Annotated in this window: 17 protein-coding genes; 10 read left to right on the plus strand and 7 right to left on the minus strand. The window is 71.4% G+C overall.

The window, feature by feature from the left end; all coding sequences use genetic code 11:
• A partial coding sequence (locus tag ACIRD8_RS23390; protein ID WP_403994721.1) for a transposase family protein occupies nucleotides 1-234 on the plus strand: 234 nt, incomplete at its 5' end.
• On the opposite strand, the gene ACIRD8_RS23395 is transcribed toward ACIRD8_RS23390, so the two are convergent.
• Together ACIRD8_RS23395 and ACIRD8_RS23400 are read right to left on the minus strand one after the other, a co-directional pair.
• Nucleotides 235-498: a recombinase family protein gene (locus ACIRD8_RS23395; RefSeq protein WP_403994724.1), complete on the minus strand. Its 264-nt coding sequence runs from the start codon at nucleotides 496-498 to the stop codon at nucleotides 235-237.
• A gap of 149 nt (nucleotides 499-647) precedes the next feature.
• Nucleotides 648-1,070, minus strand: a complete 423-nt coding sequence (locus tag ACIRD8_RS23400) for a secondary thiamine-phosphate synthase enzyme YjbQ (protein ID WP_403994727.1) — start codon at nucleotides 1,068-1,070, stop codon at nucleotides 648-650.
• Nucleotides 1,071-1,168: 98 nt separating this feature from the next.
• Between ACIRD8_RS23400 and ACIRD8_RS23405 the strand changes: the two genes are divergently transcribed.
• Entirely contained in the window at nucleotides 1,169-2,230 is a 1,062-nt protein-coding gene (locus ACIRD8_RS23405) for an NAD(P)-binding domain-containing protein (protein ID WP_403995329.1), read from the plus strand.
• Nucleotides 2,231-2,572: 342 nt separating this feature from the next.
• On the opposite strand, the gene ACIRD8_RS23410 is transcribed toward ACIRD8_RS23405, so the two are convergent.
• A complete protein-coding gene (locus ACIRD8_RS23410; RefSeq protein ID WP_403994730.1) occupies nucleotides 2,573-4,378 on the minus strand; it encodes an ABC transporter ATP-binding protein in 1,806 nt (601 codons plus the stop codon).
• 166 nt (nucleotides 4,379-4,544) lie between these two features.
• Here ACIRD8_RS23410 and ACIRD8_RS23415 point away from each other — a divergent pair, with 166 nt between their 5' ends.
• From ACIRD8_RS23415 to ACIRD8_RS23435, 5 genes are all read left to right on the plus strand, one after another.
• Nucleotides 4,545-4,991, plus strand: coding sequence for a MarR family winged helix-turn-helix transcriptional regulator (locus ACIRD8_RS23415; protein WP_403994733.1), 447 nt, complete (start codon nucleotides 4,545-4,547; stop codon nucleotides 4,989-4,991).
• A 46-nt stretch (nucleotides 4,992-5,037) separates the two neighbouring features.
• Complete coding sequence (locus ACIRD8_RS23420) at nucleotides 5,038-7,980, plus strand: FAD-binding and (Fe-S)-binding domain-containing protein (protein ID WP_403994736.1); 2,943 nt, start codon at nucleotides 5,038-5,040, stop codon at nucleotides 7,978-7,980.
• Nucleotides 7,981-8,338: 358 nt separating this feature from the next.
• Entirely contained in the window at nucleotides 8,339-9,799 is a 1,461-nt protein-coding gene (locus tag ACIRD8_RS23425; RefSeq protein WP_403994738.1) for a Gfo/Idh/MocA family protein, read from the plus strand.
• 179 nt (nucleotides 9,800-9,978) lie between these two features.
• Nucleotides 9,979-11,811 (plus strand): ABC transporter transmembrane domain-containing protein, encoded by a 1,833-nt coding sequence (locus tag ACIRD8_RS23430; protein WP_403994741.1) that lies wholly within the window; start codon nucleotides 9,979-9,981, stop codon nucleotides 11,809-11,811.
• Nucleotides 11,808-13,589, plus strand: a complete 1,782-nt coding sequence (locus ACIRD8_RS23435; protein ID WP_403994744.1) for an ABC transporter ATP-binding protein — start codon at nucleotides 11,808-11,810, stop codon at nucleotides 13,587-13,589. The genes ACIRD8_RS23430 and ACIRD8_RS23435 overlap by 4 nt, the downstream gene beginning before the upstream one ends.
• 338 nt (nucleotides 13,590-13,927) lie before the next feature.
• On the opposite strand, the gene ACIRD8_RS23440 is transcribed toward ACIRD8_RS23435, so the two are convergent.
• Nucleotides 13,928-14,836 (minus strand): serine/threonine-protein kinase, encoded by a 909-nt coding sequence (locus tag ACIRD8_RS23440; RefSeq protein ID WP_403994747.1) that lies wholly within the window; start codon nucleotides 14,834-14,836, stop codon nucleotides 13,928-13,930.
• 205 nt (nucleotides 14,837-15,041) lie between these two features.
• Between ACIRD8_RS23440 and ACIRD8_RS23445 the strand changes: the two genes are divergently transcribed.
• A complete protein-coding gene (locus ACIRD8_RS23445; RefSeq protein ID WP_403994750.1) occupies nucleotides 15,042-16,403 on the plus strand; it encodes an NAD(P)/FAD-dependent oxidoreductase in 1,362 nt (453 codons plus the stop codon).
• A 54-nt stretch (nucleotides 16,404-16,457) separates the two neighbouring features.
• On the opposite strand, the gene ACIRD8_RS23450 is transcribed toward ACIRD8_RS23445, so the two are convergent.
• Together ACIRD8_RS23450 and ACIRD8_RS23455 are read right to left on the minus strand one after the other, a co-directional pair.
• A complete protein-coding gene (locus ACIRD8_RS23450; RefSeq protein WP_403994753.1) occupies nucleotides 16,458-17,993 on the minus strand; it encodes an ATP-dependent DNA ligase in 1,536 nt (511 codons plus the stop codon).
• 54 nt (nucleotides 17,994-18,047) lie between these two features.
• On the minus strand, nucleotides 18,048-18,839 hold the full coding sequence (locus tag ACIRD8_RS23455) for a metal-dependent hydrolase (RefSeq protein ID WP_403994756.1): 792 nt from the start codon (nucleotides 18,837-18,839) through the stop codon (nucleotides 18,048-18,050).
• Between the two features lie 156 nt (nucleotides 18,840-18,995).
• Between ACIRD8_RS23455 and ACIRD8_RS23460 the strand changes: the two genes are divergently transcribed.
• The gene (locus ACIRD8_RS23460; RefSeq protein WP_403994759.1) at nucleotides 18,996-21,509 is read left to right on the plus strand and encodes a DEAD/DEAH box helicase; all 2,514 of its coding nucleotides are present in this window, start codon (nucleotides 18,996-18,998) and stop codon (nucleotides 21,507-21,509) included.
• 43 nt (nucleotides 21,510-21,552) lie between these two features.
• The gene (locus ACIRD8_RS23465; protein ID WP_403994762.1) at nucleotides 21,553-22,428 is read left to right on the plus strand and encodes an acyl-CoA thioesterase; all 876 of its coding nucleotides are present in this window, start codon (nucleotides 21,553-21,555) and stop codon (nucleotides 22,426-22,428) included.
• Between the two features lie 20 nt (nucleotides 22,429-22,448).
• Here the strand turns inward: ACIRD8_RS23465 and ACIRD8_RS23470 are convergent, their stop codons facing one another.
• Entirely contained in the window at nucleotides 22,449-22,676 is a 228-nt protein-coding gene (locus ACIRD8_RS23470; protein ID WP_403994765.1) for a DUF6011 domain-containing protein, read from the minus strand.
• Nucleotides 22,677-22,843 lie beyond the last annotated feature (167 nt).

Here is a 22,843-nt window from a genome sequence, read left to right on the forward strand (position 1 = left end):
TGGGCCGACAAGGCGTATCAGGGTGCCGGCCCTGCGATCCGTGTCCCGATCCGGGGCAAGCACCTGCGCGGCTGGCGCCGACGTCACAACCGCGATCACACCAAGATCCGCAGCCTCGGCGAGCGCGCCATGACCATCCTCAAGTCCTGGCGGCTCCTGCGGAAACTCCGCTGCAGCACCACCCGGATCACCCTCGTCGTCCGAGCCGTCGTCGCCCTCGAACTCGCCACCTGATCAAGATGGAAAAGACTCCTTGTATCCGGTGTTCAGGCAGTCGACGACGTTGCGGCCCAGCCGGTCCACGGCGGCCGCGACGAGACCGTCGTAAGGGCCCCTCTCGTCACGCAGCCAGGGGCCCAACTTCGGACGGGACACGGGGTCGGTGGCGCCCGAGACCTCCCAGTCGTCGGCCCAGCCGATGATGTGCGCGCCAACGGACGCTGCGGCCGTGAGGACGTTCTCCCGCTGACGCTCAGGGGACGACGTCGCCAGCTTCACGCGCGACAGTCGCCGCACGCCGAGCAGGCATTTACCGCATCCGTCGTAGGGACGTTCGATCGCATGTGGGGTCGTACCGTGCAAGATTCTCTCCGTTCGCGCACGCATGGTACGGAGAATCGGCGGCACGACCCCTGGGGCGGTCTTGGTCAGCCCAGGAAGCTCAGACGAACCTGACGGTTGTCTTTAGCAATGTTCGTGTCCACCAGGCACACGGACTGCCACGTCCCCAGTTCCAGCCTCCCCCCGATCACCGGCAACGTCGCGTGCGGTGGCACCAGTGCCGGGAGTACGTGGTCGCGGCCGTGGCCGGGGCTGCCGTGGCGGTGGCGCCAGCGGTCGTCGGCGGGGAGCAGGGTCTGCAGGGCGGTGAGGAGGTCCTCGTCGCTGCCGGCTCCGGTCTCCAGGATCGCGATCCCCGCGGTGGCATGGGGGACGAAGACGTTGAGCAGGCCGTCCCTCCCGTGGGCGGTGCGCGTGAGGAACTGCGCGCAGTCCTCCGTCAGGTCCATGACCGTTTCGGTCCGTCCCGTGGTGAGGCTCAGCACGTGCGTGGCAAAGGTGTCGGACATGGCCCCATTCTCCCGCCGCCGGGACGTAGCGCGCTCCGGGAAGATCCGGGAAGATCCAGGACGCCCCCAGGGTTGGTAGAAGCGTGAACAACTTCGGAGTGAATGAGCCGGACGTGGTCGTCATCGGCGCCGGGCAGGCCGGGCTGTCGGCCGCCTATCACCTGGTGCGCGCCGGCCTCGGGCCCGGCCGGGACTTCGTCGTGCTGGATCATGCGCCCGGGCCCGGCGGCGCCTGGCAGTTCCGCTGGCCCTCGCTCACCTACGGCAAGGTGCACGGCATGCACGCGCTGCCCGGCATGGAGCTGACGGGTGCGGACGGCAGCCGCCCTTCGTCCGAGGTGATCGGCGCGTACTTCGACGCGTACGAGCGGCGCTTCGGTCTGCGGGTGCACCGGCCGGTCGAGGTGAGCGCCGTGCGGGAGGGTGAGGGCGGCCGGCTGCTCGTCGAGACCTCCGAGGGTACGTATGCCACGCGTGCGCTGATCAATGCCACCGGCACCTGGGACCGGCCGTTCTGGCCGCGCTATCCGGGTCAGGAGACCTTCCGGGGGCGGCAGTTGCACACCGCGAACTATCCCGGGCCCGCGGAGTTCGCCGGCCTTCGGGTGGTCGTGGTCGGCGGTGGCGCTTCGGGCACCCAGCACCTGATGGAGATCGCCGAGGTCGCGGCGGAGACGTACTGGGTGACGCGGCGCCCCCCGATGTTCCGGGAGGGCCCGTTCGGCGAGGAGCAGGGGCGGGCCGCGGTGGCCATGGTGGAGGAGCGCGTACGCCTCGGGCTCCCGCCGCAGAGCGTGGTGAGTGTGACCGGGCTGCCGCTCAACGACGCCGTCCGGCGCGCACGCGAGCAGGGTGTCCTCGACCGGCTCCCGATGTTCGAGCGGATCACGCCGGACGGGGTGGCCTGGGCCGACGGCCGCAGCGTGGACGCCGACGTGATCCTCTGGGCGACCGGCTTCCGTGCCGCCGTGGATCACCTGGCGCCGCTGAAACTCCGGGAGCCGGGTGGCGGCATACGCGTCGAGAACACCCGGGCGGTGCGGGACCCGCGGGTCCATCTCGTCGGTTACGGGCCGTCCGCCAGCACGATCGGCGCCAACCGGGCCGGGCGGGCGGCCGTCCGTTCGGTCACCCGGCTGCTGGACGGCGTGCCGGCCTGACCTGACGTCAGCGACTGCGGGCGGCACGAGAACACACGAACACGGGAGCGGATGTTCGCTCGAACGCGTGGTCGTTCCGGGATTGGTTGCCCAAGCACCACATCGCGGCTGATGATTACTGAGCGCACACAACGGGCTGCAGACCGCGACTGCGCATGTCCCACAGATGCACCACGCACAAGGAGAATCACCGAATGAACTTCCTGACCAACCTGCTTGCCGGCGTCGTCCACTTCGTGGGTTGGCTCATCTGACCGTCCCTGCACAACGGCGCCGCCGCTTCCCGTCCCACGGGAGCGGCGGCGCTGCCGTGTGTCCGCCCGCTCCTCCGACCCTGGCGCATCAGACGGGTGCGGGGGCCGGACGGCTGTCGCGGCGGATCAGGGCGGCATAGCGTCCGTCCTGTGCGAGCAGTTCCTCGTGCGTGCCGCGCTCGGCCGCACGGCCGTCGTCCAGGACGACGATCAGGTCCGCATCCCGCACGGTGGAGAGCCGGTGCGCGATGGTGAGCGTGGTGCGGCCCTTCGACAACGCGTCGATGGCTTGCTGCACGGCGTGTTCCGTACGGGTGTCGAGGGCGCTGGTCGCCTCGTCGAGGATCAGTACGGGCGGATCCCGGAGAATCGTGCGGGCGATCGCCAGCCGTTGCTTCTCGCCGCCCGAGAACCGGTACCCGCGTTCGCCGACGAGGGTGTCGTAGCCGTCGGGCAGCCCGGCGATGTGGTCGTGGATCTGCGCGGTGCGGGCCGCGGCCTCGATCTCCTCGTCGGTGGCGTCCGGTTTGGCGAAGCGGAGGTTCTCGGCGACCGAGGCGTGGAAGAGGTACGTCTCCTGGGAGACCACGCCGACGGCCCGGGCGAGGGTGTCGAAGTCCAGGTCGCGCACGTCGACGCCGTCGATCGTGACCCGGCCCCCCGTGACGTCGTAGAGCCGGGGCACGAGGTAGCTGAGCGTGGACTTGCCCGATCCGGTGGGGCCGACGACGGCCAGGCTGTTCCCGGCGGGCACGGTCACATCGATGCCGCACAGCGTCGGACCGCTCTTCTCGTCGTAGCTGAAGGTGACGTCCTCGAAGGCGATCTCGCCGCGGATCTTCTCCAGCCGGACGGGCTTCTCGGGCTCCGTGATGTCCACCTCGAGGTCGAGGTACTCGAAGATGCGCGCGAACAGCGCGAGGGACGTCTGCATCTGCACGCCGGTGGAGAGCAGGCTCACAGCCGGCCGGAACAGACCCTGCTGGAGCGAGACGAAGGCGACCAGGGTGCCGATGGAGACGGCCGTGACACCCGACTGGAGGGTGAGGCCCGCCGCCCAGTAGATGACGGCGGGCATGGCGGCCATCACGATGCCGATGGTCGACATCCTCCAGCGTCCCGCCATGCTGGAGCGCACCTCGAGGTCGACGAGGCGCTCCGATTCCTCGGAGAAGGCCTGGGTGAGCGAGTCCGAGCGGCCCATGGTGCGGCCGAGCAGAATGCCGCTGACCGAGAGCGATTCGGTGACCGTGGCCGCCATCGCGGCCATCTGCTTCTGGCGCTGGGTGGTGATCCTCTTGCGCTCCCGGCCGACGCGACGGCTGATCCAGACGAAGACGGGCAGCAGGAGCAGCGAGACGACGGTGAGCCGCCAGTCCAGCGCGAGCATGGCGACCACGGTGGCGATGACGGCGGTGAGGTTGGAGACCAGGGAGGTCGCGGTGGAGGTGACCGTCGCCTGCATCCCGCCGATGTCGTTGGCGATGCGGGACTGGACCTCACCCGTACGGGTCCGCGTGAAGAAGGCGAGCGGCATCCGCTGCAGCTGGGTGTAGACGGCGGTGCGCAGGTCGTGCATGACGCGCTGGCCGACCGTCGTGGAGATCAGGGTCTGCAGGACGCCGAAGACGCTGTTCATCACGGCGGTGAGGATCATGCCCAGCGCGAGGAGGGTGAGCAGCCCCGTGCGCCCCTGCGGGATCGCGGTGTCCAGGATCTCGCGGAGCAGGAAGGGGGAGGCGACCGACACCAGTGAGGAGGCGCCGACCAGCAGTCCGACCACGGTGAGTCTGCCCCGGTAGGGCCGGAAGAGCCGGAAGATGCGGCGCAGCTCGGCGGGCGGCTGCCCGGCGTCTGCGGCTGGAGGTGTCCAGGTGGGTTCGTCGGGTTTCATGGGCTCCTTCGAGAGCGTGCGACGGATGGGTTCGTGCGTCCGACTGCCGGCTACGGCCGGCCACAGCCGACACGGAGGCCCGGGAAGCTGAAGGAGAGCGGACTTCGAGAGCTTAGCTCATTGTTACCTCTATTCACAATGAACAAGGTCCTGATATTGTTCCCTCATGGACTCCCCCGACTCCGACGGCATGCTCGCCGAGCAGCTGCTGCGGCTCACCCGCCGCCTCCAGCGCATCCAGAGCCGGCAGCTGGAGCCGATAGGCATCACTCCGGCCCAGTTCCGCCTGCTCCGCACGACCGCGCACTACGACGGCCCGCCCCGGATGGCCGATCTGGCCGAGCGCCTGGACGTCGTCCCCCGAGCGGTGACCACCCTGGTCGACGGCCTGGAGGCGAGCGGCCGGGTGCGGCGCGCCCCGGATCCGGCCAACCGCCGGGTGGTCCGTATCGAGATCACCGAGGAGGGCCGGGCTGTGCTCCGTTCGATGCGCGACGCGCGCAAGGCCGCCGCGGAGGAGATCCTGGCTCCATTGACCGCCGAGCAGCGTGAGGTGCTCGGCGGGCTGCTCACCGCTCTGGTCGACGGGATGCCGGAGCGCCGCCGCTGCTGAGGCACGCGGTGCGGCCTCCGCACCGCACCGTCGAGGGGACCCTGACATGCCGCTGCTGGAGCCGAAGCCGGAAGCCCTGCGCCCTCGTGCGGGACGCGCGCCGTCCCCCGATCGGGTGCCCGGCTGGAAGGCGTCGGGAACCCCGGCGGAGCTGAGGGCCGGCCTGACCGCTCTGCTCGGTCCGGAGAAGGTGCTGTGGAAGGTCTCCGACCTGGTGCGGTACGCCTCCGATGCCAGCCCCTACCGCTTCCTCCCCCAGGTCGTGCTGGTCCCGGAGGACCTCGACGACATCTCGGCGATCCTCTCCTACGCGCACGGCAACGGCCGCGGGGTCGTCTTCCGCGCCGCCGGCACCAGTCTCAACGGCCAGGCGCAGGGTGAGGACATCCTCGTCGACGTGCGCCGGCACTGGACGGGGATCGAGGTCCTGGACGACGGGGCCCGTGCCCGGATCCGGCCCGGGACCACCGTCATGCGGGCCAACGCCACGCTCGCCCGGCACGGCCGGATCCTCGGCCCCGACCCTGCCAGCGCCATCGCCTGCACCGTCGGCGGGGTCGTGGCGAACAACGCCTCGGGGATGACCGCGGGGACCACCAGGAACTCGTACCGTACGGTCTCGTCGCTGACCTTCGTCCTGCCGAGCGGCACGGTGGTCGACACGGCCGAGGAGGACGCCGACGCGTTGCTGCGTCACGCGGAGCCGCGTCTGTGCGACGAGCTGCTGGCACTCAAGGCAGAGATCGAGGCCGACGAGCGGCTCACCGCCCGGATCCGCGCCAAGTACGAAATCAAGAACACCAACGGCTACCGCCTGGACGCGTTCCTCGACGGATCGACACCGGTGGAGATCCTGCGGGGCCTGATGGTCGGCTCCGAGGGCACCTTCGGGTTCATCTCCGAGGTCGTCTTCGACACCCTGCCGCTGGACCGCCATGTCTCCTCCGCGCTGCTGTTCTTCCCCTCGCTCACGGCGGCCGCGGCGGCGGTGCCCAGGTTCAACGAAGCGGGTGCGATCGCGGTGGAGCTCATGGACGGCAACACCCTGCGCGCCTCGGTGCGCGTCGAGGGCGTCCCGTCCGACTGGGCAGGGCTGCCGCAGGGGACGACGGCGCTCCTGGTGGAGTTCCGTGCCCCGGACGAGAGCGCGCTCGCCGACTGCGAGCGGGCGGCGGCCGCGGTCGTCGCGGACCTCGATCTGGTGACCCCGGCCGTCTCCGTCACCAATGCGTTCACCCGGGACGCCGCCACCGTCTCGGGGTACTGGAAGGCGCGCAAGGCGTTCGTCACCGCCGTCGGCGGCTCCCGGCCCTCTGGCACGACGCTGATCACCGAGGACTTCGCCGTTCCGCCGTCCCGGCTCTCGGAGGCCTGCGAGGCGCTGCTCACGCTCCAGGCCGTCCATGGCTTCGACGCCGCTGTCGCGGGTCATGCGGCGCACGGGAATCTGCACTTCCTGCTCGCCTTCGACGCCGCGGAACCGGCCGACGTCGACCGGTACGCCGCGTTCATGGACGAGTTCTGCACGCTCGTCGTCGACCGCTTCGACGGTTCACTGAAGGCGGAGCACGCCACCGGCCGCAACATCGCGCCCTTCCTGGAGCGGGAGTGGGGACCGGCCGCGACGGAGCTCATGTGGCGTACGAAGCAGGCCATCGACCCGGACGGGGTCCTGGCCCCCCGGATCGTCCTCGACCGGGATCCGAAGGCCCATCTGCGCGGGCTCAAGACCATCCCCAAGGTCGAGCCGGTCGCGGACCCGTGCATCGAGTGCGGGTTCTGCGAGCCGACCTGCCCCAGCGAGGACCTCACCACGACGCCGCGTCAGAGGATCGTGCTGCGCCGCGAGATGATGCGCCAGCCGAGCGGGTCCCCGGTGGAGGCAGGGCTGCTCGACGCCTACGGTTACGACGCCGTGGACACCTGCGTCGGCGACTCCACGTGCAAGCTCGCGTGTCCGGTCGGCATCGACACCGGAGCCATGATGAAGGACTTCCGTCATCACCGGCACTCCCCGCGTGAGGAGCGGGTCGCGGCTCTGACCGCACAGCACTTCAAGGTCGTCGAGGCCTCGGCGCGGATCGCCCTGGGCCTGGCCGACGCCGTCACCCGACATGCCGGGGACCGGGTGCTGGAAGCCGTGACCCGGCTCGCCCGCAAGGCCGTACGTCCGGATCTGCTGCCGGAGTGGCTGCCCGAGATCCCCGGCGCCGCCCCTCGCAGGCTTCCGCCCACCTCTCGGGCGGGTGCGAGCGCCGTCTACTACCCCGCTTGTGTGAACCGCATCTTCGCCGGACCGGAAAACGAGGGCGCGCTGCCGCTCGCCGACTCCGTCGTCTCCCTTTCCGCGCGGGCCGGCAAGCCCGTCTGGATCCCCGAGGACGTCGCCGGGACCTGCTGCGCGACGATCTGGCACTCCAAGGGGTACGACACCGCCAACGCGGTCATGGCGAACCGCGTCGTGGAGGCGGCCTGGGGCTGGACCGCCGGGGGCGCGCTCCCGCTGGTCGTCGACGCCTCGTCGTGCACGCTGGGTCTGACACACGAGGTGGTGCCGTATCTCACCGAGGACAACCGGGCGCTGCACCGGGAGTTGACCATCGTCGACTCGCTCGTCTGGGCGGCCGACGAACTGCTCCCCTCGCTGACCGTGTTCCGCAGGACGGGTTCCGCCGTGCTGCACCCCACCTGCTCGATGGAACATCTGGGCGATGTGGCGCACCTGCGCACGCTGGCCGAGTCCTGCGCGGAGGAGGTCGTCGTGCCGGACGACGCGGGCTGCTGCGGGTTCGCGGGCGACCGAGGCCTGCTCCACAAGGAACTCACCGATTCGGCGACCGCCAAGGAGGCGGCGGAGGTCAACACCCGTGCGTACGACGCCTATCTGTCGGCGAACCGGACGTGCGAGATTGGGATGGACCGGGCCACCGGCCACCGCTACCGCTCGGCGCTGATCGAGCTGGAGTGGGCCACCCGCCCGGTGCTCTGACGCGGGGGCCGGCTCCGCCTTCCCGCGCTTCCTCCGCCCCGCCGTCCCGGCAGGCCCGCACATTCTCTGCCCCGCCGTCCTGGCACGCCCGCGCTTCCTCCGCCCCGCCGTCCTGGCACGCCCGCATGGCCGTGTGACCGCGCACGGCGATGCGGGCGTGCCATGGGCTGTTGTCGCCGACGTCCCGCAGGGCGGAAGCCCATGGAAGTCCATGGTTTAAACACAGGAGTCCAATCGCGTCCCTTGCGTAGGAACAGCCCCACCGTCCAAGGTCCTAGACGAGGTTCGGGGACCCGCCCTGTCCACACGGGCCCCGGATCGGTACGCGCACCGTCAAATCCCCCTCTCTGGAGGCCCGATGAATGACGACGCACCAAAGGACCAGAACCCCCAGGGGCAGGACCCGCAGACCATGGACGACGGCTCGCTGAGCCGTCGTTCCGTTCTTCGCACCACAGCCGGCGCGGTGGGAGCCGCGAGCGCCGGACTCGGACTCGGAGCGCTCGGCGCAGGCCCGGCGTCGGCCGCTGAACACGCCGCGGCCACCGACCCCCAGGCGGTGCCGGCTCGCAAGGGCGCCACCATGGCCGGGGTCCGCTTCGACCGGCGTTCGACCGTACGCGTGGGCATCGTGGGCCTCGGCAACCGCGGCGGCAGCATGATCGACCTGTTCCTCGCCGTCGACGGGGTGCGGGTCGTCGCCGTCTGCGACCCGGTGAAGGACAAGGCCGAACGGGCCGCCGCGAAGGTGACGGCCGCGGGTCAGCCGGCACCCGCCGTCTACACGAAGGGGGAAGACGACTACGAGAATCTCTGCGCACGCGGAGACATCGACTTCGTCTATGTGGCGACCCCGTGGGACTTCCACTTCCAGATGGCGAAGACGGCCATGCTCAACGGCAAGCACGTCGGTGTCGAGTGTCCGATCGCCCTGCGGCTGGACCAGCTCTGGGAGCTGGTCGACCTCTCCGAGCGGACCCGGCGCCACTGCATGCAGCTGGAGAACTGCTGTTACGGCCGCAACGAGATGCGGGTCCTGCGGATGGCACACGCCGGTCTCTTCGGCGATCTGCTGCACGGGGCGGGCGCCTACAACCACGACCTGCGCGGCCTGATGTTCGACCCGGACTACTACGAGGGCCCCTGGCGGCGGCTGTGGCACACCCGGCTGCGAGGGGATCTGTACCCCAACCACGGCTTCGGTCCGGTAGCCAACTACATGGACGTCAACCGCGGCGACCGCGCGGTCAGCATCACGAGTGTCGGCTCCCCCTCCCTCGGTCTCGCCGCCTACCGCAAGGAGCACATGCCCGCGGGTGACCCGAGCTGGAAGGAGACCTACATCGAGAGCGACCGGACGATCAGTCTCGTCCAGACCGCCAAGGGCCGGGTGATCCGCCTGGAGCACGACGTGTCGACGCCTCACCCCTACTCACGGATCAACAGCCTCGGCGGCACCAAAGGGGTGTTCGAGGACTACCCCGAGCGGATCTACCTCGAACCGGACCACTCGAACGACGAGTGGGCGGACTTCGGCGCGTACGCCGAGTGGGACCACTGGCTGTGGAAGAAGTACGCCGATCCGCCCGGCGGCCACGGGGGGATGGACTACATGCTGGTCTTCCGGCTGATGCAGTGCATGCGTCTCGGGCTCGCCCCCGACTTCGACGTGTACGACGCCGCCACCTGGACGGCGCCCGTACCGCTGAGCCACCTGTCCATCAAGGCCAAGGGCGCACCGCAGCCGATTCCCGACTTCACCAGGGGCGAGTGGAAGAAGGCCCGTTCCGGCATGGACTCCACCGAGCCCGCGGAGTAGGCACGGCCGACGCCCCGCCGCCCCGTCGGCGGCGGGGCGGTCCCGGGAACGGAACCGGCCGTCGCGCCGATTAAATCGCTTGCCTCGGAGAGGGGCGGGAAGCGAACCTTGCACGGTTTGCTCCCTCCTGTTCCACGAGATCCCTGCGGATCTCCGCTCCTTCCGATCCTTGGGACGTCATGCAGATTCGCGATCTTCCGTACTCGGATCCCGGCGACCCCGATGTCAGGTCGGGCCCACGTTTCCTCCTCTGGCTGGGCCTCGGTCAGCTCACCGGCCAGCTCAAGTCCCTGTCCTGGGGCCTGATGCACCAGTGCGCGATCGCGGGGCTCCCGCTCGGCGTGGGGCTCGCGGTGCAGGCCGTCGTCGAACGCTCCGGCCGCGGCCTGGCGTTCGCGGGGGTGCTCATCGTCGTGCTCGGGGTCCTGATCGCGGTGGGCGACACCATGCTCCACCGGACGGCGGTCACCAACTGGATCACCGCGGCGGCCCGGGTGCAGCAGCTGCTGGCCCGTAAGACCGCCGAGCTGGGGTCGGCGCTGACGCGGCGGGTCGCGGCGGGTGAGGTCGTCGCGGTCTCCACCGGGGACGTCGAGAAGATCGGCTGGTTCGTCGAGGCGCTGTCGCGTTTCGCGGCCGCCGCACTCGCCCTCGTCCTGATCTGCGTCGGCCTGGTCCTCTACCTGCCGTCCCTGGGCGTGCTGGTCGCGGTCGCCGTGCCCGCCCTCGCCCTCACCGTCCTGCCGCTCCTCCCCCGGGCCACCCGGCGGGCAGACATCCAGCGTGAGAAGGCGGGCCACGCCACCGAGCTGGCCTCCGACACGGTGGCGGGTCTGCGGGTGCTGCGCGGGATCGGCGGCGAGGAACTGTTCCTCGGCCGCTACCGCCGCGCCTCCCAGGAGGTCCGCAAGGCCGCCGTGCGCAGCGCGCGGATGTGGGCCCTCATCTCCGCGATTCAGGTGCTCCTGCCGGGCGTGCTGCTGATCGCACTCGTCTGGTACGGGGCCACGCTGGTCCAGGACGGCCGGATCGAGGTCGGTCAGCTCGTCACCGTCTACAGCGCGGCGACGCTGATGCTCTTCCCGCTGCGGCACTTCGAGGAGATCGCCATGGCGTACTCCTTCTCCCGGCCGTCCGCGCAGCGCGCCGTCCGGGTGCTGTCGCTGAAGCGCAGCGATCAGGCGTCGACGCTGGAGGCCCGGGTCCCGGAGGGTGACCTGTACGACCCGGTGACCGGACTGCTCGCTCCTCGGGGCCTGTTCACCGCCGTGGTCTGCGGTGACCCCGACGAGGCGGGCCGGCTCGCGGACCGGCTCGGCGGCCATGCCGAGCCGGTCGATGACGCCTCCGTGCCGGCGCCCTCGGTGCTGCTCGGCGGTGTGGCCCTGGACGAGCTGCCGCTCGGCTCGGCCCGGACCGCGGTGCTCGTGCAGGACAAGGATCCGGTGCTGCTCTCGGGGACACTGCGCGAACTGCTGGACGTGCCCGCGTCGGGCGCGGTGGCCGCCGAGGACGCCCTGGCGGCCGCACAGTGCGCCGATGTGCTGGACGCGCTGGCCCAGGCGTCCGTCGACGCGGACGGCGATCCCATGGACACCCGGATCACCGAGCGCGGCCGTTCCCTCTCCGGTGGCCAGCGGCAGCGGCTCGCGCTGGCCCGCTCGCTGGTCACCGACCCCGAGGCACTGGTGCTGGACGAGCCGACGTCCGCCGTCGACTCGCACACGGAGGCCCGCGTCGCCACCGGGGTGAAGCGGCTGCGGGAGGGCCGGACGACGGTGGCGTTCTCGTCGTCCCCGCTGCTGCTGGATCTCGCCGACCGCGTCGTGCTCCTGCACGCGGGCACGGTCATGGCGGCGGGCACGCACCGGGAACTGCTGCGGGACGAACCGCGGTACCGCGCGGTCGTCACCCGTGAGACCGAGGACGAGGCCGCCGCGCAGGCCGGGATCACCGCCATCGAAGGCCTCGGGCAGGCCCGTACGGTCGAGGAAATCGAGGAGAGAGCATGATCGGCCTGGCACCACCGGAGTACGACCCGGCCGCACCGACGTCGGCGACGACTCTGCCGGTCGGTACGCCGACGACCGTTCGGACGTATGTACGTTCCCTGCTGCGGCGTCACCGCAGGCCGTTCGCGCTGCTGATCGGGGCCAACGCGGTCGCGGTGATCGCGTCGATCACCGGGCCCTACCTGCTCGGCGGGCTCGTCGAGGACCTCTCGAACGGGGTCGCCGACCTGCATCTGGAGCGCACCGCCGCGGTGTTCGCCCTGGCGCTGGTCGTGCAGACCGTGTTCACGCGGACGATGCGGCTGCGCGGGGCGATGCTCGGTGAGGAGATGCTCGCCGATCTGCGCGAGGACTTCCTCGTACGGTCGGTCGGGCTGCCGCCCGGCGTCCTGGAGCGGGCCGGTACCGGGGATCTGCTGTCCAGGATCACGACGGACATCGACCGGCTGGCCAACGCGATGCGGGAGGCCGTGCCGCAGCTGGCGATCGGTGTGGTGTGGGTGGGTCTGCTGATCGGCGCGCTCACCGTCACCGCCCCGCCGCTGGCCCTCGCGGTGCTGGTCGCGCTGCCGGTGCTGCTCGTCGGCTGCCGCTGGTACTTCCGGCGGGCCCCGTCGGCGTACCGCTCGGAGGCGGCCGGGTACGCGGCGGTCGCCGCGGTGCTGGCCGAGACGGTCGACGCCGGGCGGACCGTGGAGTCGCACCGGCTGGGGGCCCGCCGGGTCGCGCAGTCGGACCGGCGCGTGCGGGAGTGGACCGCGTGGGAGCGGTACACGCTCTTCCTGCGCTCGGTGCTCTTCCCCGTCATCAACGCCACGTACGTCACGATCCTGGGCGCGGTGCTGCTGCTGGGCGGCTGGTTCGTGATCGAGGGCTGGCTCACGGTGGGGCAGCTGACGACGGGGGCGCTGCTGGCGCAGATGATGGTGGACCCGATCGGCCTGATCCTGCGCTGGTACGACGAGCTGCAGGTCGCCCAGGTGTCGCTGGCCCGGCTCGTCGGCGTACGGGAGATCGAGCCGGACGCCGGTGACGACCTGGTGGGTCCCGACGGGCGGGAGGTGCGGGCCGATGAGGTGCGCTTCGGTTACCGGGCGGGCGTCGACGTCCTGCACGAGGTGTCGCTCGACATCGCCCCCGGTACGCGGCTCGCGCTGGTCGGTCCGTCGGGGGCGGGCAAGTCCACGCTGGGCCGGCTGCTGGCCGGGATCTACGCCCCCCGGGCGGGTTCGGTCTCGCTGGGCGGGGCCGAGCTGTCCCGGATGACGGCCGAGCGGGTGCGGAGCCATGTGGCCCTGGTCAACCAGGAGCACCACGTGTTCGTGGGCTCGCTCCGCGACAACCTCCTGCTCGCCCGTACGGACGCCGACGACGCGCAGCTGTGGGCCTCGCTCGCGGCGGTCGACGCGGACGGCTGGTCCAGGGCTCTGGACGAGGGCCTGGACACCGAGGTCGGCTCGGGCAGTCTCTCGCTGACCCCGGCGCAGGCGCAGCAGATCGCCCTGGCCCGGCTGGTGCTGGCGGACCCGCACACGCTGGTGCTGGACGAGGCGACGTCGCTGCTCGACCCGCGGGCGGCCCGGCACCTGGAGCGTTCGCTGGCCCGGGTGCTGGACGGCCGTACGGTGATCGCCATCGCCCACCGGCTGCACACGGCGCACGACGCGGACGTGATCGCGGTCGTGGAGAGCGGCCGCATCACCGAACTGGGCAGCCACGACGAGCTGGTCGCCGCGGACGGCGCCTACGCGGCGCTGTGGCGCTCCTGGCACGGCTGAGGCACCCGTCTCGGGAGGGGGCACGGCGGACGGGGCGGACAGGCCGGACGGCGGCCCGCTCCTACGACGCCGGGAGGTGGCGGGCGAGTACGAAGTCCAGCTCCTCGATCCACTCGTTGAGGCGGGCGGTGCGGCGAGCGTCCAGCCGGCACCGGACCGACGTGCCGTCACGGAGACGGACCGTCAGCCTGAGCCGCTTGTCGGGCTCCGGCGTGCAGTGGACGGCGTCGACCTCGTCCCAGGTGAGTTCGACGCTCTGCCGGGTGTCGTCGATGGCGATGCCTTCCGCGTCGATGACGACACTGCTCCTGCTGTCCGCGGCGACGAAGGCGGCCTCGTCACCGTCGGCTCCCGCCTCCCCTGCGCCACGGCGAGGCGGCGCCGGGTCCGCCGGAGCCGGGCGGGGCCGGCACGGGGGCCACCGGGACGACCACGGTCGGCGTGTACGAGGCGGATTCCGGCACGAACAGGTCCAGGAGTGCGCCGGGCGTGGGCCGGCGCCGCGGGTCCTTGTCCAGGCAGGCCGCGACCACCGGGCGGATGCCGTCCGGTACCGCGGACAGATCCGCCGGCTCGTGCACGGTGCGATACATCAGCCCCATCGGTGTGCCCGCCCCGAACGCGCTGCCGCCGGCCGCCGCGACCAGTACCGCGCCGAGGGCGAACACGTCGGTGCCGCCGCTCACTTCGAGGCCCTGGGCCTGCTCCGGTGCGAGGAAGCCGGGGGTTCCGAAGGCCGCCCCCGTGGCGGTGAGCCGGGTCGACTCCAGAGCTCGTGCGATCCCGAAGTCGAGGACCCGGGGACCGTCCTCGGCCATGATGATGTTTCCGGGCTTCAGGTCCCGGTGGACCAGGCCACAGGCGTGGACGGCCTGGAGCGCCTCCGCCAGGGCGGCGCCCAGCAGCCGCAGCCGCTGCTCGTCCATCGCTCCGCGGTCCATGAGCAGACCGGAGAGGGTGGGCCCCGGGATGTACGCCGTGGCCAGCCAGGGTGCTTCCGCGTCGGGGTCGGCGTCCACGACGGGGGCCGTGTGGAAACCGCCGACCTTGCGGGCGGCGTCGACCTCGGCGCGGAACCTCTCACGGAAGTGCGGATCGCCGGCCAGTTCGGGGCGTGCCACCTTCACGGCCACGGCGCGGCCCCCACGGGACCGCGCCAGGTAGACCGTCCCCATTCCGCCGGCGCCCAGTTCCCGTTCGACCGTGTAGGCGCCGATGCGCACCGGCACGTCCTCCGCTGACCCCATACGCTCCATGCCTCCCCGCAGGACCGAGCGACAGTATGCACGACGTCGTCCCGGCTCCTCCCCTGCTCCAGCGTTCCCCCACCCGCGCCACGGTCCGCCGTACAGGAGGCGAACTGATGCCTCCGAGGTGAGGATGAGGAGTGACTGGCCCCGGATACGGGGCAGGCGAGCGATGACCGCGTAAACCCGAGAAGGGACGCACACCGTGGCACGACCCAGGATTCTCGTTGTCGGCGCCGGCTTTGCCGGGGTCGAGTGCGTGCGCCGGCTGGAGCGCACCCTCGCGCCCGGCGAGGCGGACATCGCGCTCGTCACCCCGTTCTCGTACCAGCTCTACCTGCCGTTGCTCCCCCAGGTCGCCTCCGGGGTGCTCACCCCCCAGTCGGTCGCCGTCTCCCTGCGCCGCAGCCGGCGCCACCGCACCCGGATCGTGCCGGGCGGGGCCATCGGGGTGGACACGAAGGCGAAAGTCTGCGTGGTCCGCAAGATCACGGACGAGATCGTGAACGAGCCGTACGACTACATCGTGCTGGCCGCGGGCAGCGTCACCCGGACCTTCGACATCCCCGGACTGGTCGAGAACGCCCGGGGCATGAAGACCCTGGCCGAGGCCGCCTACATCCGGGACCACGTCATCTCCCAGCTCGATCTGGCCGACGCCAGCCACGACGAGGAGGAGCGGGCGTCCCGGCTGCAGTTCGTGGTGGTGGGCGGCGGGTACGCCGGTACGGAGACGGCCGCGTGCCTGCAGCTGCTCACCAGCAACGCCGTCAAGCACTACCCCCGGCTGGACCCCAAGCTGATCAAGTGGCATCTGATCGACATCGCGCCGAAGCTCATGCCCGAGCTCGGCGACAAGCTCGGTCTCAGTGCCCTGGAGATCCTGCGCAAGCGCGGCATCGAGGTCTCGCTCGGTGTCTCCGTCGCGGAGGCGGGGCCGGACAAGGTGACCTTCACGGACGGCCGGGTGCTGCCGTGCCGCACGCTGATCTGGACCGCGGGCGTCGCGGCGAGTCCGCTCATCGCCACCCTCGGCGCGGAGACGGTGCGCGGCCGGCTCGCCGTGACACCGGAGATGACGCTGCCCGGCGGCGACGGAGTGTTCGCGCTCGGCGACGCGGCGGCGGTGCCGGACCTGGCCAAGGGCGACGGGGCGATCTGCCCGCCGACCGCCCAGCACGCCATGCGCCAGGGCCGCAGGCTCGCGGACAACATCATCGCGTCGCTGCGCGGCCGCCCGCTCCAGCCGTACGTCCACAAGGACCTCGGCCTGGTCGTGGACCTCGGTGGCCGGGACGCGGTGTCCAAGCCGCTGGGCATCGAGCTGAAGGGCCTGCCGGCCCAGGCCGCGGCGCGCGGTTACCACTGGGCTGCGCTGCGGACGAACGTTGCGAAGACCCGGGTCATGACCAACTGGCTGCTCAACGCGATCGCCGGCGACGACTTCGTACGGACGGGGTTCCAGGCCCGTAAACAGGCCACCCTGCGCGACTTCGAGTACACCGACGCGTATCTCACGCCGGAGGAGATCCGCGCGCACACCGCCGCCGCGGACGTCCACCGCTGAGCCGTACGGTGCGGCCCCCTCCCCCGGCCCCGGCCGCGCGGGCGGGGGCCGGAGTCATGTCCGGCGGGAGAGGACCGTGTCGACCGTGTCCGCCTGGTCGGCCCGCTTGTCCTCGCGGTAGCGCAGGACCCGGGCGAACCGAAGGGTGACGCCCGCCGGGTAGCGGGTGGACCTCTGGAGCCCGTCGTAGGCGATCTCCACGACGAGTTCCGGGCGTACCGTCACCACATGTCCGTCGTCGCCGGTGGCCAGCTGCCGGAGGCGTTCGGTCTGCCAGGTGAGCACGGCGTCCGTGAGCCCCTTGAAGGTCTTGCCCAGCATCGCGAAGGTGCCGTCCTCCCGACGCGCCCCCAGATGCAGGTTGGAGAGCTTCCCGGTGCGTCTGCCGTGGCCCCACTCGGCGGCAAGCACCACGAGGTCCAGGGTGTGCACGGGTTTCACCTTCAGCCAGGAGGCGCCCCGCCGGCCCGCGCTGTACGCGGCCGTGCCGCCCTTGACGACGACGCCCTCGTGCCCGCGGGCCAGTGTCTCCCCGAAGAATGCCTCCGCGGCCGCGCGCTGCGGCCCGTCCGTGGGGTCGTCCACGGTGACGCGCCGTACGCGCATCGGTCCGGGGACGAGCGCGGCCAGCTCCTGGTGGCGGCCGGCGAAGGGGAGGTCGAGGAGCTCACGTCCGTCGACGGACAGCACGTCGAAGAAGACGGGGACCACGGGGACGGCCCCCGCCGCGGTGGCGACGTCGCGCCGGGACCCCACCCGGCCGGCGGTCTCCTGGAACGGTCTGGGCCGCCCGTCGGCACCGAGCGCGATCACCTCGCCGTCGAGGATGAACCGCCCGGCGGGGAAGCCGGTCACGGCCGCGGCGAGTTCGGGGAGCCGGTCGGTGATGTCGTCGAGCGTGCGGGTGTAGACGCGCACCTCGGCCCCGTCACGGTGCACCTGGACGCGAATGCCGTCCAGCTTCTCCTCGACGGCGCAGGGTCCCAGCCGGTCGATCGCCTCGGTCACCGAGCGGGCGGTGTGCGCCAGCATGGGCTGGACCGGCCGGCCGACGGTGAGCCGGAAGGACGCGAGGCCACCGGGGCCCTCCGCGAGGAGCGTACGGGCGACGGGTCCGAGCGATCCGGCGAGCATGACGGCGCGCCGCACCTCGGCGGGCGGTGCTCCGGCGGCGTCGGCCAGGGCGTCGACGGCGACGGCGTCCAGCGCGCCCTGCCGCACCTCCCCGGTGAGCAGCGCGCGAAGGAAACGCTGTTCGTCGGCGGTGGCGGCGCCGAGCAGCCGTGTCAGGCGCTCCTTGCGTGCGGCCTGCGAGCCGGGGCCGGTGAGGGCTCCGATCGCCGTCAGCTCCGCGTCGGTCTCCGTCACGGTCAGCGTGGGCGCGTCGGCGGGCGTCACCTCGTGGCGCAGGGCGCTCCATCCGATCCCGAGCCGCCCCTGCGGGAGACGGCCGGCGAGATACGGGATGACGACCGGGACGTCGTCCGGCCCCGCCTCCCGGAAGAGCCCGGCCAGCAGGGCGGTCTTCCGGGTGCGTGCCGAGGTCGCGGCGACCTCCAGGGACACATGGGCGAGCCGGGCGAGCTGCATGCCGCCATGGTGCTACGGAGCCGGGCGCACCGCCCCCGGAAGGGACCGCCGTGGTCAGATGACGTTGAGCGCCGCCGCGCCGCCCAGTCCCCCGAGGATCATGAAGGCGGGCATCAGCACCTTCAGCTCCACCCAGCTGCCGGCCCGGAACCGCATGGCCTTCGGCGGCCCGATGGGGTACCAGCGCTTGCGGCCCAGCGGGATCGGCCACAGGATCGGGCAGCCCGAGACCGTCAGGGCGTCGCCGATGTCGTGGACGAGGGCGCCGAGCACGATCGGGAGCCCGAGCCAGAGGTACTCCTGGCCGGGAGCGTCGAACAGCCAGGTGGAACCGTTGCCCGGCTGGTCGAGGACGCCCGCGAGGATCCATGCGCTGGTCGCGCCCAGCAGCCATACGAGGACGTCGCTGGAGACCCTGGCCGCCCGCCACAGCAGGCCCTCGACGGCGAGGACGAGGTGGACGAAGAGGATGCCCAGGACCGCCCACCGGCCGCCGAAGATGGCCGCGGCCGAGGCTCCGGCGCCGATGAGCACCGCCCAGAGCCAGGTGTGGGTGAGGGTGCGGTGGCCACCGGTCCTGCGCGGGTCACCCGCGCCCCGGGTCGCCTTGTAGACGGCGTACGAGAGCTTGTCGACTATCTCGCAGACGCCCTTGGAGATCGGTCCGAAGGCCCGCGAGATGGTGGCCGACTTGTGGTCGAGGTCCGGGGCGAGCGCGGCGCCCGCGGTGATCAGGGCTCCCACGACCAGGACGGGCCAGGGCATCGTGTGGCCCGCGGCCGCGGCCGCGGCGCCCACCCCCAGCCAGGCCGCTGCCCCTGACAGAGAGTGTGCCGGTCCCATCATGGCTGTTCCCGCCCCCATCGTGATTCGGCCGTGTGTCCTGGCCGGGCCGCCATTGCCTGTGTGAGGCAGCCGAGTTGAGTGGGAAGCGTATCGTCCGTGATCTTCGCCGGATCCTCCGGTTCCCTCATCCGGTCCGGAGGCAGGCAAGATGGGGGCGTGACCCTTATCGATCAGCTGCCCCCGACCGCCGACCCGGACGCCCTCTTCGAGGCCTTCTCGTCATGGACCGAATCGCAGGGCATCACCCTCTATCCGGCTCAGGAGGAGGCGCTGATCGAGGTGGTCTCCGGGGCGAACGTGATCCTTTCCACCCCCACCGGCTCCGGAAAGAGCCTGGTCGCGGCGGGTGCGCACTTCACGGCGCTGGCCCAGGACAAGGTCACGTTCTACACCGCGCCGATCAAGGCGCTGGTCTCGGAGAAGTTCTTCGACCTGTGCAAGCTCTTCGGCACGGAGAACGTCGGCATGCTGACCGGCGACGCCTCGGTCAACGCCGACGCCCCGGTCATCTGCTGCACCGCCGAGGTCCTCGCCTCGATCGCGCTGCGTGACGGCAAGTACGCCGACATCGGCCAGGTCGTGATGGACGAGTTCCACTTCTACGCGGAGCAGGACCGCGGCTGGGCCTGGCAGATCCCGATCCTGGAGCTTCCGCAGGCCCAGTTCGTCCTGATGTCGGCCACCCTCGGTGACGTCAAGATGTTCGAGGAGGACCTGACCCGCCGTACGGGCCGCCCGACGTCCGTGGTGCGCTCCGCGACCCGGCCGGTGCCGCTGAGCTACGAGTACCGGCTGACGCCGATCACGGAGACACTCACCGAGCTCCTGGACACCCGGCAGTCGCCCGTCTACATCGTGCACTTCACGCAGGCGGCGGCCGTGGAGCGGGCGCAGTCGCTGATGAGCATCAACATGTGCACCAAGGAGGAGAAGGAGAAGATCGCCGACCTGATCGGCAACTTCCGCTTCACCACCAAGTTCGGCCAGAACCTCTCCCGTTACGTGCGCCACGGCATCGGGGTGCACCACGCGGGCATGCTCCCCAAGTACCGCCGTCTCGTCGAGAAGCTCGCCCAGGCGGGTCTGCTGAAGGTCATCTGCGGCACGGACACGCTGGGCGTCGGGGTCAACGTCCCCATCCGTACGGTGCTGTTCACCGCCCTCACCAAGTACGACGGCACCCGGGTGCGCACCCTGCGCGCCCGTGAGTTCCACCAGATCGCGGGCCGCGCGGGCCGGGCCGGGTTCGACACGGCGGGCTTCGTCGTGGCACAGGCCCCCGAGCACGTCATCGAGAACGAGAAGGCCGTCAAGAAGGCGGGCGACGACCCCAAGAAGAAGCGCAAGGTGGTCCGCAAGAAGGCCCCCGAGGGCTTCGTCGCCTGGTCGGAGACCACCTTCGACAAGCTGATCCAGTCCGATCCCGAGCCGCTGACCTCCCGTTTCCGGGTGACGCACACGATGCTGCTGTCGGTGATCGCCCGCCCGGGCAACGCCTTCGAGGCGATGCGCCATCTGCTGGAGGACAACCATGAGCCGCGCAGGGCGCAGCTGAGGCACATCCGCCGGGCCATCGCGATCTACCGCTCGCTGCTCGACGGCGGTGTCGTGGAGCAGCTCGACACGCCCGACGCCGAGGGCAGGATCGTACGGCTCACCGTCGACCTCCAGCAGGACTTCGCGCTCAACCAGCCGCTGTCCACGTTCGCGCTGGCCGCGTTCGACCTGCTGGACGCCGAATCCCCCTCGTACGCGCTGGACATGGTCTCCGTCGTCGAGTCGACGCTCGACGACCCGCGGCAGATCCTGGCCGCCCAGCAGAACAAGGCGCGGGGCGAGGCCGTCGGGCAGATGAAGGCGGACGGGGTCGAGTACGAGGAGCGGATGGAGCGGCTCCAGGAGGTCACGTATCCCAAGCCGCTGAGCGAGCTGCTCTGGCACGCGTACGACGTGTACCGCACGAGCCACCCGTGGGTCGGTGACCACCCCGTGTCGCCGAAGTCGGTGATCCGGGACATGTACGAACGGGCCATGACCTTCACGGAGTTCACGTCGAACTACGAGCTGGCCCGCACCGAGGGCATCGTGCTGCGCTATCTGGCGAGCGCGTACAAGGCGCTGGAGCACACCATCCCGGACGACCTGAAGTCCGAGGACCTGGAGGACCTGATCGCCTGGCTGGGCGAGATGGTGCGCCAGGTGGACTCCAGTCTGCTGGACGAGTGGGAGCAGCTGGCCAACCCGGAGGTGGAGACGGCCGAGCAGGCGCAGGAGAAGGCCGACGAGGTCAAGCCGGTGACGGCCAACGCCCGCGCCTTCCGGGTCCTGGTGCGCAACGCCATGTTCCGCCGGGTGGAGCTGGCCGCCCTGGACCGCGTCCGCGACCTGGGCGAGCTCGACGCCGACTCGGGCTGGGACGAGGACGCCTGGGGCGAGGCGATGGACGGCTACTGGGACGCGCACGAGGACCTGGGTACGGGCCCGGACGCGCGCGGCCCGAAGCTGCTGAAGATCGACGAGGACCAGGAGCACGGTCTGTGGCGGGTGTGGCAGGCCTTCGCCGACCCCGCGGGCGACCACGACTGGGGAATCCGTGCGGAGGTCGATCTCGCGGCCTCCGACGAGGAGGGCCGGGCGGTCGTCCGGGTCACGGCCGTGGGCCAGCTGTGACGGCGCATCGCCCGCACCGGCCCGAAGAGTGGAGAAGAACCGCATGACGAACCCCGCCGACAGCCTGGTCGAGCTGCTCGACCTGGAGCGGATCGAGGTCAACATCTTCCGCGGCCGCAGCCCCGACGAGTCCCTGCAGCGGGTCTTCGGCGGGCAGGTCGCGGGCCAGGCGCTGGTCGCGGCCGGCCGCACGACCGACGGGGACCGTCCCGTCCACTCGTTGCACGCCTACTTCCTGCGTCCGGGCCGCCCGGGCGTGCCGATCGTCTACGACGTGGAGCGGGTGCGGGACGGCCGGTCCTTCACCACGCGCCGGGTCACGGCCGTGCAGCAGGGCCGGACGATCTTCAATCTGACCGCGTCGTTCCACCGCCCGGAGGAGGCCGGCTTCGAGCACCAGCTGCCGCCGGCCCGCATCGTGCCCGATCCGGAGGAGCTGCCGACGGTCGCCGACGAGGTGCGCGAGCATCTGGGCGGACTGCCGGAGGCGCTGGAGCGGATGGCCCGGCGCCAGCCCTTCGACATCCGTTACGCCGACCGGCTGCGCTGGACGTCCGAGGAGGTCAAGGACGCGGACCCGCGGAGCGCCGTGTGGATGCGCGCGGTCGGACCGCTGGGTGACGACCCGCTCGTGCACACCTGCGCGCTGACGTACGCGAGCGACATGACGCTGCTGGACGCGGTACGCATCCCGGTCGAGCCGCTGTGGGGTCCGCGCGGCTTCGACATGGCGTCGCTGGACCACGCCATGTGGTTCCACCGGCCGTTCCGGGCGGACGAGTGGTTCCTGTACGACCAGGAGTCGCCGATCGCCACGGGTGGCCGCGGGCTGGCCCGGGGGCGGATCTACGACCGTCAGGGGCAGTTGCTGGTGTCCGTGGTGCAGGAGGGGCTGTTCCGCCGGCTCGACGGCGCGTAGCCCGCGCGCCCGGGGCCGTTTCAGGTGCCGGGCAGCGGGTCCTGATCGACCTCATGACGGCGGGTCCGGATGTCAGGGCCCGCCGGATGCAGTTTGGCGTCGCAGGCGGGGCCGAGTCCGGTGCGGCGTGACTCCGCGCCGGTGAGGGGGCGTCCGCACAGGGCGCAGCGCACGGGGCGGCGGCCCGCCTGCCGGTCCGGTGCGGCCGGCGGTTCGGGAAAGCCGGGGAAGGGCTCGGGGATCTCCACGCGAGGATTCTCCCAGGCAGGACCGGGAACCGGTCGGCCGCTCCGTGCCGCGGCACCGGCGTCGCCGTCCGCAGGGCGCCCACCGGACCGTATGCCGCTGTGGGAGGGTATCGGTCCATGACCGCCCGAACCTCGCCGTACCCCCACGAAAGCCGCACCCTTTCAGG

This window comes from Streptomyces sp. NPDC102451 (genome assembly GCF_044765485.1).
Taxonomy (GTDB): Bacteria; Actinomycetota; Actinomycetes; order Streptomycetales; family Streptomycetaceae; genus Streptomyces.

What these genes read in the sequence shown, in the direction of transcription:
- ACIRD8_RS23465 (WP_403994762.1), top strand. Translation starts at nt 21,553, where the DNA reads ATGACGAACCCCGCCGACAGCCTGGTCGAGCTGCTCGACCTGGAGCGG.
- ACIRD8_RS23430 (WP_403994741.1), top strand. Translation starts at nt 9,979, where the DNA reads ATGCAGATTCGCGATCTTCCGTACTCGGATCCCGGCGACCCCGATGTC.
- ACIRD8_RS23440 (WP_403994747.1), bottom strand. Translation starts at nt 14,836, where the DNA reads ATGGGGTCAGCGGAGGACGTGCCGGTGCGCATCGGCGCCTACACGGTC.
- ACIRD8_RS23425 (WP_403994738.1), top strand. Translation starts at nt 8,339, where the DNA reads ATGAATGACGACGCACCAAAGGACCAGAACCCCCAGGGGCAGGACCCG.
- ACIRD8_RS23415 (WP_403994733.1), top strand. Translation starts at nt 4,545, where the DNA reads ATGGACTCCCCCGACTCCGACGGCATGCTCGCCGAGCAGCTGCTGCGG.
- ACIRD8_RS23400 (WP_403994727.1), bottom strand. Translation starts at nt 1,070, where the DNA reads ATGTCCGACACCTTTGCCACGCACGTGCTGAGCCTCACCACGGGACGG.
- ACIRD8_RS23455 (WP_403994756.1), bottom strand. Translation starts at nt 18,839, where the DNA reads ATGATGGGACCGGCACACTCTCTGTCAGGGGCAGCGGCCTGGCTGGGG.
- ACIRD8_RS23410 (WP_403994730.1), bottom strand. Translation starts at nt 4,378, where the DNA reads ATGAAACCCGACGAACCCACCTGGACACCTCCAGCCGCAGACGCCGGG.
- ACIRD8_RS23435 (WP_403994744.1), top strand. Translation starts at nt 11,808, where the DNA reads ATGATCGGCCTGGCACCACCGGAGTACGACCCGGCCGCACCGACGTCG.
- ACIRD8_RS23450 (WP_403994753.1), bottom strand. Translation starts at nt 17,993, where the DNA reads ATGCAGCTCGCCCGGCTCGCCCATGTGTCCCTGGAGGTCGCCGCGACC.
- ACIRD8_RS23420 (WP_403994736.1), top strand. Translation starts at nt 5,038, where the DNA reads ATGCCGCTGCTGGAGCCGAAGCCGGAAGCCCTGCGCCCTCGTGCGGGA.